The sequence below is a fragment of the Kordia aestuariivivens genome (assembly GCF_014397005.1).
In the GTDB taxonomy this organism is placed as follows: Bacteria; Bacteroidota; Bacteroidia; order Flavobacteriales; family Flavobacteriaceae; genus Kordia; species Kordia aestuariivivens.
The window spans coordinates 17,268-35,385 of the sequence record NZ_JACGWS010000007.1 but is presented as its reverse complement, the minus strand read 5'-3'; the positions used below and the strand labels follow the sequence as shown (position 1 = coordinate 35,385).

12 protein-coding genes are annotated in these 18,118 nt (G+C 34.4%); 6 read left to right on the top strand and 6 right to left on the bottom strand.

What is annotated here, in order from left to right; genetic code table 11:
- The first annotated feature begins 45 nt into the window (after window positions 1-45).
- Window positions 46-2,160: a peptidylprolyl isomerase gene (locus tag H2O64_RS12100; protein WP_187562475.1), complete on the top strand. Its 2,115-nt coding sequence runs from the start codon at window positions 46-48 to the stop codon at window positions 2,158-2,160.
- Window positions 2,161-2,350: 190 nt separating this feature from the next.
- Here the strand turns inward: H2O64_RS12100 and H2O64_RS12095 are convergent, their stop codons facing one another.
- Window positions 2,351-3,259, bottom strand: coding sequence for a GYDIA family GHMP kinase (locus tag H2O64_RS12095; protein ID WP_187562474.1), 909 nt, complete (start codon window positions 3,257-3,259; stop codon window positions 2,351-2,353).
- The gene (locus H2O64_RS12090) at window positions 3,259-4,584 is read right to left on the bottom strand and encodes a hydroxymethylglutaryl-CoA reductase, degradative (RefSeq protein WP_187562473.1); all 1,326 of its coding nucleotides are present in this window, start codon (window positions 4,582-4,584) and stop codon (window positions 3,259-3,261) included. The genes H2O64_RS12095 and H2O64_RS12090 overlap by 1 nt, the downstream gene beginning before the upstream one ends.
- 330 nt (window positions 4,585-4,914) lie before the next feature.
- Here H2O64_RS12090 and H2O64_RS12085 point away from each other — a divergent pair, with 330 nt between their 5' ends.
- The 4 genes from H2O64_RS12085 to H2O64_RS12070 all read left to right on the top strand — a co-directional run bounded on the left by H2O64_RS12085 (window position 4,915) and on the right by H2O64_RS12070 (window position 11,034).
- Complete coding sequence (locus tag H2O64_RS12085) at window positions 4,915-7,083, top strand: S9 family peptidase (RefSeq protein ID WP_187562472.1); 2,169 nt, start codon at window positions 4,915-4,917, stop codon at window positions 7,081-7,083.
- A 37-nt stretch (window positions 7,084-7,120) separates the two neighbouring features.
- The gene (locus tag H2O64_RS12080) at window positions 7,121-8,530 is read left to right on the top strand and encodes a peptide MFS transporter (RefSeq protein WP_187562471.1); all 1,410 of its coding nucleotides are present in this window, start codon (window positions 7,121-7,123) and stop codon (window positions 8,528-8,530) included.
- Window positions 8,531-8,541: 11 nt separating this feature from the next.
- Complete coding sequence (locus tag H2O64_RS12075; protein WP_187562470.1) at window positions 8,542-10,323, top strand: peptide MFS transporter; 1,782 nt, start codon at window positions 8,542-8,544, stop codon at window positions 10,321-10,323.
- Between the two features lie 162 nt (window positions 10,324-10,485).
- Window positions 10,486-11,034, top strand: coding sequence for a thioredoxin family protein (locus tag H2O64_RS12070; protein WP_187562469.1), 549 nt, complete (start codon window positions 10,486-10,488; stop codon window positions 11,032-11,034).
- A 350-nt stretch (window positions 11,035-11,384) separates the two neighbouring features.
- Here the strand turns inward: H2O64_RS12070 and H2O64_RS12065 are convergent, their stop codons facing one another.
- A complete protein-coding gene (locus tag H2O64_RS12065; RefSeq protein ID WP_187562468.1) occupies window positions 11,385-13,421 on the bottom strand; it encodes a ComEC/Rec2 family competence protein in 2,037 nt (678 codons plus the stop codon).
- Between the two features lie 241 nt (window positions 13,422-13,662).
- Here H2O64_RS12065 and H2O64_RS12060 point away from each other — a divergent pair, with 241 nt between their 5' ends.
- Window positions 13,663-15,948, top strand: a complete 2,286-nt coding sequence (locus H2O64_RS12060; protein WP_187562467.1) for a T9SS type A sorting domain-containing protein — start codon at window positions 13,663-13,665, stop codon at window positions 15,946-15,948.
- Here H2O64_RS12060 and H2O64_RS12055 read toward each other — a convergent pair.
- From H2O64_RS12055 to lpxB, 3 genes are read right to left on the bottom strand one after another with little or no spacing between them, the layout of a single operon-like run.
- Complete coding sequence (locus tag H2O64_RS12055; RefSeq protein ID WP_187562466.1) at window positions 15,941-16,453, bottom strand: hypothetical protein; 513 nt, start codon at window positions 16,451-16,453, stop codon at window positions 15,941-15,943. The genes H2O64_RS12060 and H2O64_RS12055 overlap by 8 nt on opposite strands.
- A gap of 25 nt (window positions 16,454-16,478) precedes the next feature.
- Window positions 16,479-17,000, bottom strand: a complete 522-nt coding sequence (locus H2O64_RS12050) for a C40 family peptidase (RefSeq protein ID WP_187562465.1) — start codon at window positions 16,998-17,000, stop codon at window positions 16,479-16,481.
- 8 nt (window positions 17,001-17,008) lie between these two features.
- Window positions 17,009-18,118 (bottom strand): lipid-A-disaccharide synthase, encoded by a 1,110-nt coding sequence (gene lpxB / locus H2O64_RS12045; protein WP_187562464.1) that lies wholly within the window; start codon window positions 18,116-18,118, stop codon window positions 17,009-17,011.

The following is an 18,118-nucleotide window of genomic DNA, read 5'->3' as shown; positions in this document are numbered from 1 at the left end:
GAAATTGTATTTTCGCCCACTGAATTTCATAAAATTAGAAGATAAATGGCAATTCTTGCAAAAATTAGACAACGTACATTAGTCCTAATCCTAATCATTGGATTGGCACTATTTGCTTTCGTAATTTCCGACGTATTCAACAACAATGATACTGGAGAAAAATTACCAAACGAAATAGGAACCGTAAATGGAGAAAATATTCCTTTAAGGAAATTTCAAAACCAAGTAGAATATGGGATGAATATCTCTAGAGGTAGTCAATCTACGATGCAAGTCGTAAACGCTATTTGGGATGAAGAAGTGAGAAACACGCTAATTACACAACAATTAGACGAGTTAGGCATCACAATTGAAAAAGACGAAATCTGGAACCTTCTAATCACAAGTCCAAACATTACAAACAATCCATTATTCAAGGATGAAGCTGGTGTTTTTGTAGAAGGAAGACTAAGAGAGTATGTAAACAACCTTGAAGCAAATCAAGATCTTACTCCACAAAACAAAGCTGATTACCAAAATTGGCTTTCTACTGAGCAGTACACAGAAAGAGAAGCTAAAAAAGCTTTATACTACAACTTAGTAAAAGCAGGTTCTATTGCAACAGTAAAAGAAGGAGAATTGGCATACCGTATGGAAAATGACAAAGTAACCTTCAAATATGTTCAAATTCCTTACACATCTATTGTTGATTCACTAGTTGAAATCAGAAAAAGTGATGTTCAAAAATACATTGACAATCACAAGTCAGCATTTGAAGTAAAAGAATCAAGAGACATTCAATATGTATACTTTCCAGAAGTTCCTTCAAAATCTGATGAAGATGGAACAGAAAAATATGTAGAAGATCTTAAAGCAGGATTCGCAGCTGCAGAAGATGCCAATGCGTATGCTACTGAATATACAGAAACGAACGAAGCGCCTAGCTTTACTTACAAAACGCAATTACCAGGTGTAACAGCAGATGGTATCATGGCAATGGAAGTAGGAGATGTATACGGACCTTATAAAGTAGGGAATCAATACAAAATCGTTAGATTGCTAGAAACAAAACAACTTCCTGATTCTGTAAGAAGCAGACATATCTTAATTCGTTTTACAGGCGCACAAGGAGCTGAGCCAGGTTTAACAAAAACAAAAGAGGAAGCAAAAAAACAAGCAGACAGTATCTTAGCTGTAGTAAAAAGAAGTAAATCTAAGTTTGCTGATATCGCAACAAAAATGTCTGATGATACTTCTAAAGATAAAGGTGGAGATTTAGGTTGGTTTAGCGTTGGTACTAGAGCTAACTTAACACCAACATTCAGAGAATTCGTATTCGAAGAAGCAGTTGGAGCAATGGACGTTGTAGAATCTCCTTTTGGATACCACATTATTGAAATTCAAGAACAAAAAAATACGCAAAAAACTGTTAAGCTGGCAACGATTAACAAGCAAGTAGAAGTTACTGAAAAAACATTAGCTGACTTATTTACAATTTCTTCAAAATTTGAATCTGAAGCAGGAAAATCTGAAGATGCATTCCTAGAAGTTGCAAAAGCAAGTAGCTACGAAGTGAAGCCAGTAAATAAAATCAAAGAATTAGACGCAAGAATTTCTGGATTACCAGAACAACGTCAAATAGTACGTTGGTCATTTGATGAAGAAACTGAAATTGGTGATATCAGACGTTTCTCTGTAGGAAGTGGATTTATCGTAGTACAATTAACTGCAAAACAACCAGCAGGATTGTCTTCAGTAGAAGAAGCATCTGCAAGAGTAGTTTCAATATTAAGAAACGAAAAGAAAGCTGAAACGATTAAGACTAACAATGCTAGTTTTAAAACATTAACGGAGCTTGCATCTGCAAATGGAACTACGGTACAACAAGCTACTTCATTATCTATGGTAGCACCATCAATTCCTGGCGTAGTTGGAGAAGAGCAAAAAGTAGTAGGAGCTGCATTTGCATTAGACAAAGGCGCAACATCTGGTTTAATTGCTGGAAAAAGTGGTGTATTTATGATTGAAATCGTAGAGAAAACACCAGCAGCACCAAAAGATACGTACTTAACTGAAATGAATACGTTGAAAAATCAAAGAGCTGCAAATGCAACAAACTCTGTGTTTGAAGCATTAAAGAGTGCGGCTGAAATTGAAGACAACAGAGGCATATTTTACTAAACCTCAAAATAACATAGCATTCTAACTTTAGAATGATCAAAAAAAACCTGTGAAATCAACTTCACAGGTTTTTTTATGTTTTAATAATTTTTACTATCTAAAAGAAACTAAGTGTAATAAAATGAACATCTTGTCACTTCGAGCGCAGTCGAGAAGCTAAATAATAAAAAGAACTTACATCGAACTCACGTTAATTTGACAATATCATATCACTAAAAGGAATCACCGTTTCATATCCTTTTTTCTCAAAATATGCAGGTGTTTCCTCATTTCCAGTTGCCAATACAAAATCGCCGCCCCAAGCACCCAAACTCTTTATTTGTCCAAAATAATCGGCAAACAAACGTTCTTGCACAGGTATTTCCTGAATAATATCGGCAATAATTTGTTCGTGTTCTTTCAATAACAATTCAAAATCTAGCAGCGACTTACTCGCAATCATTTCGGTAGTAATGGCGTTAATGACTTTTATTTCGTTGGCAATCGTTCCTTTTCGTTCGTTATAACGAATAATTGCATCGCGACTATTTTCTTTTTTGTTTAAATGTACAAAGTACAATTGATCGCTAAAAGATGGCGAAAAAGATACTTCTGTAACTTTCGGTTGTTGGTCGTTTATCTCGTATATAATTGGCGTATGGTGTTTCGCGCAAGCAATATCATAGCCGCTTCCTTTAAAAGCGTTCCAGAGTAATGTATACGGATTTACGTTTGCCCAAAGCGCTATATTATGAATCAAGGTAGAAGAAGAGCCCAATCCCCAATTTCTAGGAAATGTCAAGGTAGTTTTCACGTGAAAACCAGTTGTATTATTTAAAAACTCAGGATTTAGTCGTTTAGCTTCTGCTAACAACTTATTTAATGTTTGAGAAACTTCATCAGTATGCGTAGTTTCTGAAGTAATGCTATCTAAATTGAATTCGTGTTGAAACCAGACGTTTCCTATTGAATCTAAACTTTCCCAAATCAATTTTGGTTCATTAATCGGAGTTGCAACTAACGATTGTCCATACTTCGTCGGAATGGCGAATGCTTTTGCACCATCTAACACGACATATTCGCCTGTTAACAATAACTTTCCGTTGCTATAAAAATTCATTAGGCATGTTGCGATTTATACGCTGTAAATGCATTTACAACGGCACTATGTGTAACAGTTTTATCTTTAAAAAAGGCAATAAAATGTTTCTTCTCAGCGTCTGTAGCTTCTAATTGATTTAAAATATTCACCAAATGCATTTTCATGTGTCCTTTTTGTATTCCTGTGGTGGTTAAGGAACGAACTGCGGCAAAATTTTGCGCCAATCCCGCAACAGCGACCAATTGCATCAACTCTTTTGCGTTTGGTTTTCCTAACAGTTGCAAGGCTAATTTTACAAGCGGATGCAAGGATGTTAAACCACCAACAGTTCCTAAAGACAATGGAATTTCGATCCAAAATCTAAAAACACCGTCTTTCACTTCCGCATGTGTTAAGCTAGAATACTGTCCGTCTTTAGCTGCGTAAGCATGAATTCCTGCTTCAATGGCCCTAAAATCGTTTCCTGTGGCTAACACAACAGCGTCAATTCCGTTCATAATTCCTTTATTATGTGTCACGGCACGATACGGTTCTATTTTGGCAATCTGAATCGCACGCACAAACTTTTCAGCGAATTCTTCTGCATCAATCGCTTCATTTTCTACCAAAGAACTCACAGGACAACTCACTTCCGCTTTTACCAAGCAATTTGGAACGTAATTCGATAAAATGCTCATCACAATCTGAATGGCTGCCTCTTGCTCAGAAAACGCTTCATAGGACTTTGCAGCTTCTTCAAACGTTTTGGCAAATTGTTCCAAACACGAATTGATAAAGTTTGCGCCCATAGAATCTACGGTTTCAAATGTGCAATGCAATTGAAAATAACCATCGAGTTCTTGTGTCTTATCGCGTAGTATAATATCTGTAATTCCGCCGCCACGTTTTTCCATATTTTGCGTAATATGGTTTGTTGCGGCAATTAATTCAGGTTTAATTAAATTAAAATAATCATGTAATTTTTCGGTCGAGCCGAAATACATAAAGTGTACTTGACCTACTTTTTCGGTATTCAAAACCGTTGCTTTAAATCCACCGCGTTCTAGCCAAAATTTGGCAGCTTTACTTGCAGCAGCAACTACCGAACTTTCTTCAATTGCCATTGGAATAGCATATAACTTATCGTTAATCAAAAAATTTGGCGCAATTCCTAACGGAAGATAAAAGTTAGAAATAGTGTTTTCAATAAACTCATCGTGTAACTTTTGCAATGTTTCGTCTGAATTCCAATACTTTTTCAAGGTATTTACAACAGTTTCATCATCCTGAAAATAGGTAGTTGCAAGCCATTCAATCTTTTCGTTTTTGGAAAGTTTAGAAAATCCAGCAATAGGAGCAATCATAAAATAGGGTTTAATATCCGTTAGATTCCTGCAAAGATACGTAATGAAATAAGAACAATTTTAATCAGAAAGTGCTAAAATAGAACCTATAAACAACCCTTTTCGCATAAAATGTATCTAAAAGTGAAGATTTTGTAGTGTATTTAGCGTAAACTTGCTGTAAATGTAACTCAAAAAGAACCCTTTTTTCTCCATTATAATTTAAGGTTCGATTTTTGTGGTACTTGCTTGATATTTGTATATTGTCAGCCTTATCCATAAAAATAAGAACAATTTGCAAGTATTCAATGCAATATAATTGTTAAAAAATTACTTAAAAACTCAACACGAATGAAATTAAAATACGTTTTTCTTTTTGTCTTTCTAGGATTAGCAAACTTGACAATTGCACAACAAAAGGAAATTACACTACAGGAAATTTGGAGTGGTGCTTTTGGAACACGCGGAATGGATGTTTTGCATTCTATGAATAACGGACAACAATATACTGTGTTAAATAGAGGTACAGGTTCTGTTGATAAGTATGACTACAAAACGCTTCAAAAAGTAGAAACGATTGTTAGTGCTAGTAATATTTCAGAAATCAGTTCATTTTCTTCGTATAGTTTTAGTGATGACGAAAGCAAACTCATTCTGGCAACAGAAGTAGAACCAGTTTTTAGAAGATCGCGTTTAGGGATTTACTTTGTATACGATATAGCTTCAAAAAAAGCGACAAAAATTTCAGATAAAAAAATACAAGAGCCAACCTTTTCTCCTAACGGAAAAAAGGTTGCTTACGTTTATGACAATAATGTATATGTAAAAGACTTAATGTCTGGTGCTTCAACGCAAATTACAACGGATGGTGTAAAAAATAAAATCATCAATGGTGTGACGGATTGGGTGTACGAAGAAGAATTTAGCTTCGTAAGAGCCTTTCAATGGAATGCAGCAAGTGATCACATTGCGTTTATTCGTTTTGATGAAACAGACGTTCCAGAATTTTCAATGGACGTGTATGGAAGTAAATTATATCCACAACAACACGTATTCAAATACCCTAAAGCAGGTGAAAAGAATGCAGATGTTTCACTGCATTTATATAATTTGAATGCTGGAAAAACTTCCAAAATAGATTTAAGTAATTATAATGATTTCTACATTCCACGAATCAAGTGGACAAATGACCCAGCGGTATTAAGTGTGCAAGTCATCAACAGACATCAAAACGAGTTAGATTTGATGATGTACAACGCCGCGACCAATCAGAAATCAGTAGTATTGAAAGAAACGGACAAAGCGTATGTTGATATTACAGACAATCTAACGTTTTTAGCAGATAACAGTTTTATTTGGACCAGCGAAAAAGATGGATTCAATCATATTTATCATTACAAAAAAGACGGGACATTCATCAACCAAGTAACAAAAGGACCTTGGGAAGTAACCAACTATTACGGATACGATGAAGATTCTGATCGTGTATTCTATCAATCGGTAGAAAATGGTTCTGTAAATAGAGATATTTATGCTGTTAAAATAAACGGAAAGAAAAAGAAAAGACTTTCTACTAAAGAAGGAACGAACAGTGCTAAATTTAGTGCAAACTTCACCTACTACATTAATACATTCACAAGTGCTACAACGCCACCGGAATATTCACTTCACTGGGCAAAGAATGGTAAGTTGGAAAAAGAAATTAAAAACAATGCGAACGTAAAAGAAAAATTAGGCAACTACAAAATGTCTAAAAAAGAGTTTTTCACACTAACCACTGCAAAAGGTCATGAATTAAACGCTTGGATGATAAAACCAGCAGATTTTGAAGCTTCAAAAAAATATCCTGTACTGATGTATCAATATTCGGGTCCAGGTTCGCAGCAAGTAGCAAACAAATGGAATAGCCCAAATGATTACTGGTATCAATTGTTAGCACAAAAAGGAATTATTATCGTTTGTGTAGATGGACGCGGAACAGGGTTTAAAGGAGCTGACTTTAAAAAAGTAACCTATAAAGAATTAGGGAAATACGAAGTAGAAGATCAGATAGATGCAGCAATAGAATTAGGAAAGCGTTCGTATGTAGACAAAGATCGCATCGGAATTTGGGGATGGAGTTACGGAGGATTTATGTCTAGTAACTGTATTTTAAAAGGAAACGATGTATTTAGTATGGCAATTGCGGTTGCGCCTGTAACAAGCTGGCGTTTCTATGATACAATCTACACGGAACGGTATATGCAAACTCCGCAAGAAAATGCAAGTGGTTATGATGACAATTCACCAATAAATCATGTTAAAAAGCTTAAAGGAGATTACTTAGTAATCCACGGAACGGGCGATGATAATGTGCATGTACAAAACACCATGCGTATGATTGATGCATTAATCAAAGCTAACAAACAATTCGATTGGATGATCTATCCAGATAAAAACCACGGAATTTATGGTGGGTACACACGATTGCATTTGTATACAAAAATGACAGATTTCATTGAAAACACTTTATTAAAATAATAACAACAATTTACACTAACCCAAACTATTTAATACAATGACAAACTCAGTAAAACAAGCTCATCAAAAAGAGCTATTTGGACATCCGGTAGGACTGTATGTATTATTCTTCACAGAAATGTGGGAACGTTTTTCGTATTACGGAATGCGAGCAATCTTAGTATTATATCTTGTAGCACAAACACAAGGTGATAACGGAGGATTAGGCTGGACAAATGGTGAAGCGTTATCGCTTTATGGAACGTACACAATGTTAGTATATGTAATGTCTATTCCTGGTGGATGGATTGCAGATAAATTTTTAGGACAAAAAAAATCTGTACTCTATGGAGGAATTTTACTAGTTGCAGGTCATAGTATTTTAGCAGTTGAAGAATTATGGGCATTCTACACAGGTTTAGGATTAATTATAGCTGGTGTAGGAATGTTAAAGCCAAATATCTCAACAATGGTTGGTGGACTTTATAAGCAAGGAGATATCAGAAGAGACAAAGGATTTACCATATTCTATATTGGAATTAATGTTGGAGCTTTTCTATCAAGTTTAATTGTAGGATATGTTGGAGAAGTACATGGGTGGCATTACGGATTTGGATTAGCAGGTATCGGAATGGCATTAGGTTTATTACAATACCTAGTAGGTCAAAAATACTTAACACATGTTGGAAATTTCTTAGGAACATCTGAAAATAAAGCTGAAAAAGAGGCAATGAACAAGCCTTTAACGAAAATAGAAAAAGATAGAATTGTAGTATTATTTATCTCTTTCTTATTGGTAATTGTATTCTGGGGAGCTTTTGAGCAAGCAGGTGGATTAATGAACATTTATGCTTCTGAAAAAACAAACAGAATGTTAATGGGATGGGAAGTGCCAGCTTCATGGTTCCAATCATTAAACGCTATGTTTATCATCTTCTTAGGAACATTAGTTGCAGGATATTGGGCATCAAGAAAATTAAAAGGAAAACTTTCCACGTCATTATTCAAAATGATTCTTGGGTTAATCATCATGGGAGCAGGATTCTTCTTTATGACGGCAGCTGCTGCAGAATTTAATAGCAACGGACCAATTGTTGACGGAGCTGGAGGTTCAGCAATGTACTGGCTAGTATTAGCATACTTATTCCATACTGTTGGAGAGTTATGTATTTCTCCAGTAGCATTATCATACATTACAAAACTAGCACCACTAAAATATGCATCGTTAATGATGGGTGTTTACTTTGCGATGACTGGTTTTGGAAACAAATTAGCAGGACTTCTTGGAGAAGCTTCTGAAAGTTTAGGAGAATTTAAAATCTTTACTGGGATAGCTGTATTCTGTGTAATATTTGGATTATTAGTAATGGTATTCAGAAAGAAACTAGAAACATTAACACATGGTGCTGAAGACAATGAAAGAACCATGCATGAAGAAGCAGAAGGTTTTGAATTAGCTGATAACTAAAATATCCTTTTATGAATACAGATGTAGAAAATTTATTTAAAGACAAAGTAATAGGACATCCTGCGGGATTATTCGTAATCTTTTTTACGGAGATGTGGGAACGTTTTTCATTCTATGGAATGCGGATCTTATTAGTAATATTCTTAACGGCTCCTTTATTTGGAGATAACCCAGGTTGGGGTTGGTCTTCAGAAAATGCATTAGCATTAATTGGTACGTACGGATCTTTATTATATCTAACACCAATTGTTGGTGGTTGGATAGCTGATAAATATACAGGATATAGAGTTGCCGTAGTGATTGGATGTTTTATCATGATGTTAGGACATGTTTCCATGGTTTTTGAAACGCAATGGTCACTATATCTTGGATTAGCATTACTGATCATAGGAACAGGTTTCTTTAAGCCAAATATGACTTCTATGATTTCCGAAATGTACAAAGGCAAAGAATCTAAAAAAGATGGTGCATACACCATTTATTACATGGGTGTAAATGCGGGAGCTTTCTTCGGGATGATGTTATGTGGATACTTAGCAGAAAATGTAGGATGGAGCTACGGATTTGGATTGGCAGGAATATTCATGCTATTAGGGTTAATTCAATTTTGGTTAGCGAAAGACTTATTTGGAGAAATTGGTGGTAAGCCATCAAAAGTATACGAAGTAGAATTGCCGCAAAATATAAATGAAGAAAGTCCAGTAGTAAATGAAGAGGACGCTGCAGAAAAACTGAATCCATTTACAACGGTAGACAAGGTTTTAATGGCTTTAGCAGCTATTGGAGGTTTATCATACTTGTTTAATGATCCTTTATCAAAAATTGGAGGAATAAATTTATTCGATTTTGAATTGGGTGGAATTTCAGGACCTTATGTAGTTGTATTATTATCATTGGTATTGTTTTTAATCTTAATTACAATGCGAACCATTCGATATTCTACAATAGTAAGAGATAAAATTATAGCAGTTTCCATATTTGGATTATTCACAGTGGTATTCTTTGCAGCTTTTGAACAAGCGCTAGGTTCTATGACTCTATTTGCTAGAGATTTTACGCAACGCGCACTCACAGGAAACTCGGCAATGATTTTTAAGGTCATTGACTTAATACTAACGGTGGTTCCTTTAGCAATTATCACATGGGTTTTATATCTATTATTCAAAAAAACACATAAAAAAATTCTAGCATCTAACATTGTATTGGCACTTACATTTGCCTTTCTGTGGTATGTAGTTTTCTACAAAGTGAATGCAGAATTTGGTAAAGAAACAACGGAAGTTGGAGCAACTTGGTTTGGAATTTTAAATTCCTTCTTTATCATCACATTAGCACCTTTATTCTCTAAATGGTGGGAAAGCAAATACAATCCAAGTGCCGCAATGAAATATGGTCTCGGATTAATTCTCTTAGGTGGAGGATTTGGGATCTTAGTAATTGGAACCTTAGGAATTCCGCAAGGAGCTACAACAGCTTCTGTAAGTATGGTATTTTTAATTTTAGCATACTTATTCCACACCATGGGCGAACTCTGTATTTCACCAGTAGGATTATCATACTTAAGTAAATTAGTGCCTGGGCGTATGATTGGTTTTATGTTTGGTATTTGGTACTTAGCGATTGCTATAGGACAAAAATCAGCAGGAACTATGGGAGGAATGATTGAAGAAATAACAGCTCAATATTCTTTAAGTACATTCTTTTTAATATTCACATTATTTCCAATAGTTATTGGATTACTTTCAATAATATTAAATGGAGTCTTGAAAAAACTAATGCACGGAGTCAAATAACGTGTAAAACAACATATATTCTAAAAAAGCGTTTTCGAAAGGAAGCGCTTTTTATTGCAACAAATTCAATCAGTAAATGATATTACATCTCAAACTCAATTCGTAACTTGCATTTGTAAAAAGGCACGAACTTTGCAAATGATAAGAAAAAGAAACACACAGATGAAAAATTTAATAGCACTCGTAAGCATCCTTTTGGTGAGTATCACAACGCTGAATGCGCAAAAAATTAATTGGGTTACGATCGAAGAAGCCCAAGAATTAATGAAAAAAGAACCGCGAAAAATCATCATGGATGTCTATACAACTTGGTGCGGACCGTGTAAAATGTTAGATAAAAATACGTTTGGAAATCCTGATGTGGCAAAATATATCAATGAGAATTATTACGCTATCAAATTCAATGCAGAAGGCGATTCGAGTATTACGTTTAAGGACAACACCTTTACAAACCCAAATTACGATCCTGCAAAGAAAAACAAAAGAAACGCACAACATCAATTTGCACGATACTTAAGCGTTCGCGCGTATCCAACAATGGTGTTTTTTGACAATGACTTCAATTTAATCGCGCCAATTTCAGGATATTTAGTGCCAAAGCAATTAGAAATTTACCTAAAGCTTTTCAAAACAGACAAATACAAAGTAGTCAAATCAAAAGAAGATTGGGAGAAATATCAAAAAGAGTTCGTTTATGAATTCAAAAGCTAGTTTTGACAGTAAATTTCAATATTTACTTTGAAACTCATTCTTTTTCCGCAGTATAGAAAATTTTTACGTTAAGAATTTTTGAAGCCTTGGAAAAAATTTAGTAAAAGTTTTTCGGTTTTAGTTTTCCAGCGAGAAAACTAAAAATACCTATGGAAATCGAAGATTCATGAATACTTTAGTTTAAGATATAAATGACATGAACTAAAAAGCGCACTTTCTTTTGTTTCTGTTTTCTTTGTGCGAGCAAAGAAAATGAAAGTGATAATTTCAATTTTACTATCTATCTAATAATTTTATTTAGCATTAAAACTCATTCTTAGATATATTTATATTGAATTCAAAAGCTAAATTTATTCTTTCAAGGAAATAGAAAAAAATCCTTTTTCACCAGTATAGTGAAAAGGGATTTTTTGTTTCTCAGCAGCAGCTTTCCAACGATTCACATAGCTTCGATAATTACTTCCATCCGCAATAATATATGTTGGTTGAAGCGAATCAATCATGCGATTCAAATTGATCTTTGGCGAATTGGTCAACAATACATACGCAGGCTTCAATGCTGGAATTTCATATACGCCCAAACTATCAATTCGCAATAAATAGGAATCATTCAAACTATATACATTCTGTAAACGATCAAAAGAAACGCTCTTTATAAATTGATTCCCAATTTGATTTTGAATCACATAATTCTTCGCGAAAGCAATACTATCCAACTCGTGAAATAATGCTAAAGAAGTTCCGTGTTGTTTGGCTAAAATAGAAGTTTTAGTCTGATGAAAAACCATAAAAGAAGCTTCCGTTGGAGTTTGCTGAACACGATCAAATAACCACAAACCTTGACACACCAAAATACTGTACAAAGCTAATTTTAAGTTTTTCCCTTTCGGGAGATGGAAATACTGTGCAAACGCAATAATGACCAAATAACAGCCAATCATTTGACTGAAGCTGATGAAAAGATCGTCAAACACAAACTGTTTATAAGAAGCAATCCAAGAAACAAAAGCGTTCATCTGTTGAATGACGAAGATATATATCAAACTTAAAAACTCGGGCAACATTTGAAAATAAGCCAGCACGATTACTGAAATTCCTAAAATCAAGATAATTCCAAGAACAGGAATAATGGTCAAATTGGCAATAAAAAACAATCCAGGAAACTGATGAAAATAATACAAACTCAATGGTAAAACGCCCAATTGTGCCGAAAAACTCACCGTGAGTAAACTCCAAAATGATTTTGGTACAAATGATTTCGGATTCCAAAGTTGCTTCCATAAAGGTTGTAGCCAAACAATAGCAAAAACCGCAGCATAACTCAACTGAAAACCGACATCAAACAAAAAATGTGGTTTGCAGAGCAACAAGAAAAACATGGAAACCGTGAGCACTTGAAGCGTATTAGTTTGTCTGTTGAAATGTGAGGCCACCACAATTGCGGTAAACATCGTTACGGCGCGAACAACGGAAGCCGACAAACCTGATAAAACGGCAAAACTCCACAACATACAAACCATTAAAAGGAGTTTTACAAATTTTCCTTTTCTAAATCGATTCATCGGATTCAATAAAAATTGTAACAACAACACGAGAATTCCAATGTGCAATCCGGAAATTGCCAAAATATGAATAGCGCCAGCATTTGCGTAATTGGCTTGCAATTCCTTTGAAATTTGCTGTCGTTGTCCTAACAATAATGCTTCAACAACGGCTAATTCATCTGCTTCAAAACCACTTTTTACTAAATTTTTATGAATCCGAGTTCGAATCGCATCTGCATATCCATAAACTGTTTTTGGATGTGTTTTGGCAACAATAAATTCTGAAGGTTTCACATAGAGTTGATGATAGATATACCGATCGTTCAAATAGGTTTTATAATCAAAATTAGTAGGATTTAATGCAGGTTTGATTGCTTTTGGAAGCAGCGTAGTATGCAAAACCGCATCAACGTGTAAAGGCTTTGAAAGGCTATCTTTTTGGATGTGAAGTAATACTTTTCCAGAAGCTAATTTTTCATTTGCTTTCAGCATTTCGCCAACATATCGATCGTAATAACGGTTTGATTTTAAAACTTCGCGAATGCGTAACTGAACAGTCTCGACTGCTGAAATTTTACTAAAATGTGTTTCATGATTTTTCTCTTCATGAAAATTCTCAATGACAATTCCTAAGCTAACTGTTGTCAAAAGTGCCATCAATCCAAAACCAATTGTTTGTAAAAATTGCTTTCGAGCCATCCAAAAGAAAATGCATAACACCACAAATAAAACACCAAAAATAAAACAACTTGTGGTCCAAGAAATACTGCTGTAGTAACCAATCAAAATACCAAAAATGATAGAAAAAGTAAGTTTAGTGATGGTAAAATTGAGCCACTTCATTGTCTACGAATTAATTAAAACGAATTCAAAGTAGTTAAAAAATTTAGTGTATAAAAAATAATTGTATAAGCGTCAATTATTTTTCGTAAGCGTTGTGAAATTGTGTTAAAACAACTAAAATTTGTATTTATCTTACTTGTTTTGAGAATATTAAAAATAAGTATCACCGAAATTTTAAAAGATGTTTTTTACAGAAATTACATATAAAATGTTATTTTTAGCATAACTAACGAATGACGCTATGAAAACAAGATTACTTTATATACTAATTATCTTTCTATCTTTTACCGCAATAGGATTTTCTCAAACTGTCAACGTAGGTGACGATATAGAAATCTGTGATGGACAAGCGATTGTGTTAGATGCAACCACACAAAACGCTACTGCCTACCAATGGTCTCAAGATGGACAAACAATTGCAGGAGAAACATCGGCAACGCTTGTTGTAACACAATCTGGATTATATGAAGCCACAGTAATAGTGAATGGAATTACATCTTCTGATGATTCTTTGGTTACTTTTAGTAGCTCACCAGCAGTAAACAATCCGTCAGATTCTATCATAGAAACTACCACAAATGCAACTTCTGATGTATTTGATTTAACTGTGAAAATTCCGGAAATCATTAATGGAAATACAAACTTACAAATCACGTTTTATGAGAGTTTTGTGGAAGCGCAAAATGAGCTCAACCCTATTGTAAATCCAACCAGTTATACCAATCTAACAAATCCGCAAACTATTTTTGCACGTGCTCAAGATCCGAGTTTGAGTTGTTTCGCTGTTGTAAATTTTGATTTAGAAATCATAACATATACAAGTGTAGATTGTTCTCAAGCTCCAATAACAACGACCTATTGCTACACGAACAATGATGATACAGAATTCAGATTTCGAAGTACAAGCGGTTCTCCAGTAACCATAGAATTTATAGAAGGTATGGTAGAAGAAAACTGGGATGAACTAATTATAATTGACTCAGATGATATTACTGTATTATATACTGGTTATGGAAATAATGGAGATGTCACAGGATTAATTTTTGAATCTACAGGCGATGAAATTACAGTAAAAATAGACTCAGATGGTTCTATTTCTTGCCAAAATTCATTTGTGCCTTTACAATTTCAAGCGTCTTGCTTAGATACTTCAGTAGTCGGAATCATAAATGTAAGAAGCTTTTTAGATGATAATACTAATGGAACGTATGATGTTGGAGAAGTGTTAGTTCCGTTTGGAAATGTTTTATACGAAGAAAACGACGATGGAATCATAAATGTAGGCACAACGAACCAAATTTATACCATACTAAGTGATGATGGCGCGAATACGTATGATATTACATTTGATTTATTTCCTGAATATGTAAATTGTTACACGATCGCAACACCAACCATAAACGACGTAAATGTTGCTATTGGAAATGCTATTTTTGTCGACTTTCCACTGACAGCACCACAAGCTTGTGAAGATATAGAAGTACTTTTGATAAATACTTCGCGTCCGCCACGACCAGGATTTACGCATGATAATTTACTAATGCTCAAAAACAATTCAACAACAACGGTTGCGTCTGGAACGATAGAATTTGTGGTTGATAATTTACTAGTATTCAATAATATCATTAGCATCAATTCGAATTATACGGTTACAAATACAGCAACAGGATTTACAGTCGATTTTGTGAATCTAGCACCTTTTGCGACTGAACTTATTGAAATAGAATTATTGTGTCCTGTAACAGTTGCTTTAGGAGAAATCACAACAAATACAGTTACCTATACAACGGATACAAATGATCTCGTTTTAGGAAACAATACATCTTCACTAGAAGAAACTGTGATTGGTTCTTGGGATCCAAATGACATCACAGAATCGCGTGGACCAGAAATTATTCACGAAGATTTTACATCACAAGACTATTTGTACTATACCATCCGATTCCAAAACTTAGGAACTGCGGAAGCTGTAAATGTGCGAATAGAAGAAACCTTAGATACAGAATTAGACGAAACTACGTTTCAAATGGTAGCGTCAAGTCATGATTTTCAAGTAGTTCGCACGAATGATGAATTGGTTTGGCGGTTTGATGATATTAACTTGCCTGCCGAAATGTTTGATGCCGATGGAAGTAATGGTTTTGTATACTTTAAAATAAAACCAAAAGCTGGATATGCTATTGGCGATATCATTCCCGGAGTTGCAGGAATTTATTTTGACTTTAATGCGCCTGTGATCACAAATACGTTTGAAACAAAATTTGTAGCACCGCTTTCGGTTGGTGAAGTTTCAAGTATAAACGTGACAACCTATCCAAATCCTGCGACGGATATATTATATGTAACATTTGATAAAAACGAAACTTCAAACGTGCGGCTATTTGATGTGCAAGGAAAACAAATCCTGCAACAAGTTGAAGATAGCAAAACAATTGAACTCAATGTTTCAAGCTTACAAAGTGGAATCTATTTCTTAAAGCTCACAACAGCAACAGCGCAATTCACGAAGAAAATTATCGTCAATTAAAAAAGCTTAAATCTTGAAGTCCTTTGTAATTTTCGTAACTGAAATTTCTTATGAAATCACATTTTGCAGTATCTTTTGTTATATCTAATATCCACATTTTAGTAAAATTTCCATTAGTAGTAGCTAATTTTGATAGAATTTTTTCAGTAGTAATGAAAGGCATTTTTATTTTTTTTCGAACGGTATGCCAATCCATTCCAAATGAGAGAACTGTCATATTTCCTTCTAAATCATGAAAGATTGTTAACGAATTATGCACGACTGTTTCTCCTGAATGACAAAACTCAACTAATACGATCTTAGTATATTTTTGATTGTAATCATTTTTCAAAATATTAATAAACGATTGAGTAGCTTCCTCCATAGTAGGCCACCATTCCAACGCTTCTCCACATTCTAAGTCTTCAAATATTGTTTTTATATCAATTTCTGATAATGAAATTTCTTTCTGAATGTTAATAGTACAACTGTATAGCAATAGTAACAACAAACAATATTTTTTCATTTTCTTAGAAATTTATAGTTTCAAACTAAAGCACACGCCGCGCTTCTGTAAAAGCATTTTTCCAATAGCGTTCGTCCAAAGAAGAAATCAACACACCTTTAGAAGTAGTAGAATGAATAAACTTAATTACGCCTCTTTTATGTTCTACCACCAAGCCAACATGATTGATTCGTTTTCTGTTTTTATTCGTTTGAAAGAATAATAAATCGCCTTTTTTTACAGCATTCAATTTGATGCGTTCTCCACGTGTTGCTTGCTGATACGAAATTCTTGGCAATTGGATTTGATGCTTCTTAAAGGCGACAAACATCAACCCTGAACAATCCATTCCTTTTTTGGTAGTTCCGCCAAATTTATAGCGTGTTCCTTTATAAGCAAGTGCCGTTTGTACAATAGCAGTTGCTTTAGTCGCTGTTTTCTTAGAAGGATTCGTCGTTTTTGTACGTGTTGTCTTTTTGTTAACAGTTCTTGTGGAAGTTGTTTTTTTGGAAGAACCACAAGACAATACAAAAATAGAAAGGAGAAGTAACAGTAGTTTTTTAATCATGCGGTAATTTACTTAATTTTTTCGATAATCAGCTTTGCAACATTCTTACTTGCACCTTTACCACCTAATTTTTGCTCTAATTCGTAATAATCTAAAAATAATGTAGCTCGATTGGCTTCGTCGAGAATTTTATGCAACTCAGCTTTCAATCTTTTTGTATTAAAATCGTTTTGAATCAACTCGGTTACAACTTCCTTGTCCATAATCAAATTCACTAAGGAAATGTACTTCAACGTAATAATTCGTTTTATAATTTGATAGGAAATAGCACTTCCTTTATAACAAACCACTTGCGGTACTTTGTATAATGCAGTTTCCAAAGTTGCGGTTCCGGAAGTAACCAAAGCAGCATACGAAACGGACAATAAATCATACGTGCGGTTGCTCACAAAATGAACTGCTGACTTTTTTGTGAAGGTCTCGTAAAATGCTTTTTCCTGACTTGGCGCACCTGCAATGACAAATTGATACTCAGGAAAATCGTCTACTATAGAAAGCATCACGCTGAGCATTTTAGTAATTTCTTGTTTTCGACTTCCGGGAAGTAACGAAATAATTGGACGTTCATCCAAGCCAAATTCGGATTTAAACTTCTTTGGATCGGCAGGTTTTCTATCTGCAATCGCATCTAACAAGGGATGTCCAACAAAATGAACATCGTAGTCATACTTTTTATAGAATTCTTTTTCAAAAGGAAGAATCACAAACATTTCGTCAACATCTCTCTTAATACTTTCAACTCTACTAGCTCTACTTGCCCATACTTGCGGAGAAATATAATAGTGGGTTTTGAAGCCTTCAACCTTTGCCCATTTTGCAATACGAAGGTTAAAACCAGAATTATCAATAAAAATGACAACATCTGGTTGATACTGTTCAATATCTTTCTTGCAAAAAGAAATCATGCCTAAAACTTTACGAAGATTCATAATCACTTCAATGAATCCCATTATAGCACGATCTTTATAATGTTTCACTAAAGTACCGCTAACTTCTTGCATTAAATCTCCGCCCCAAAACCTAAAATCGGCTGTTGGATCTTGTTTTACAATGGCTTTCATCAAATTAGAACCATGTAAATCTCCCGAAGCTTCTCCTGCAACAATGTAGTACTTCAT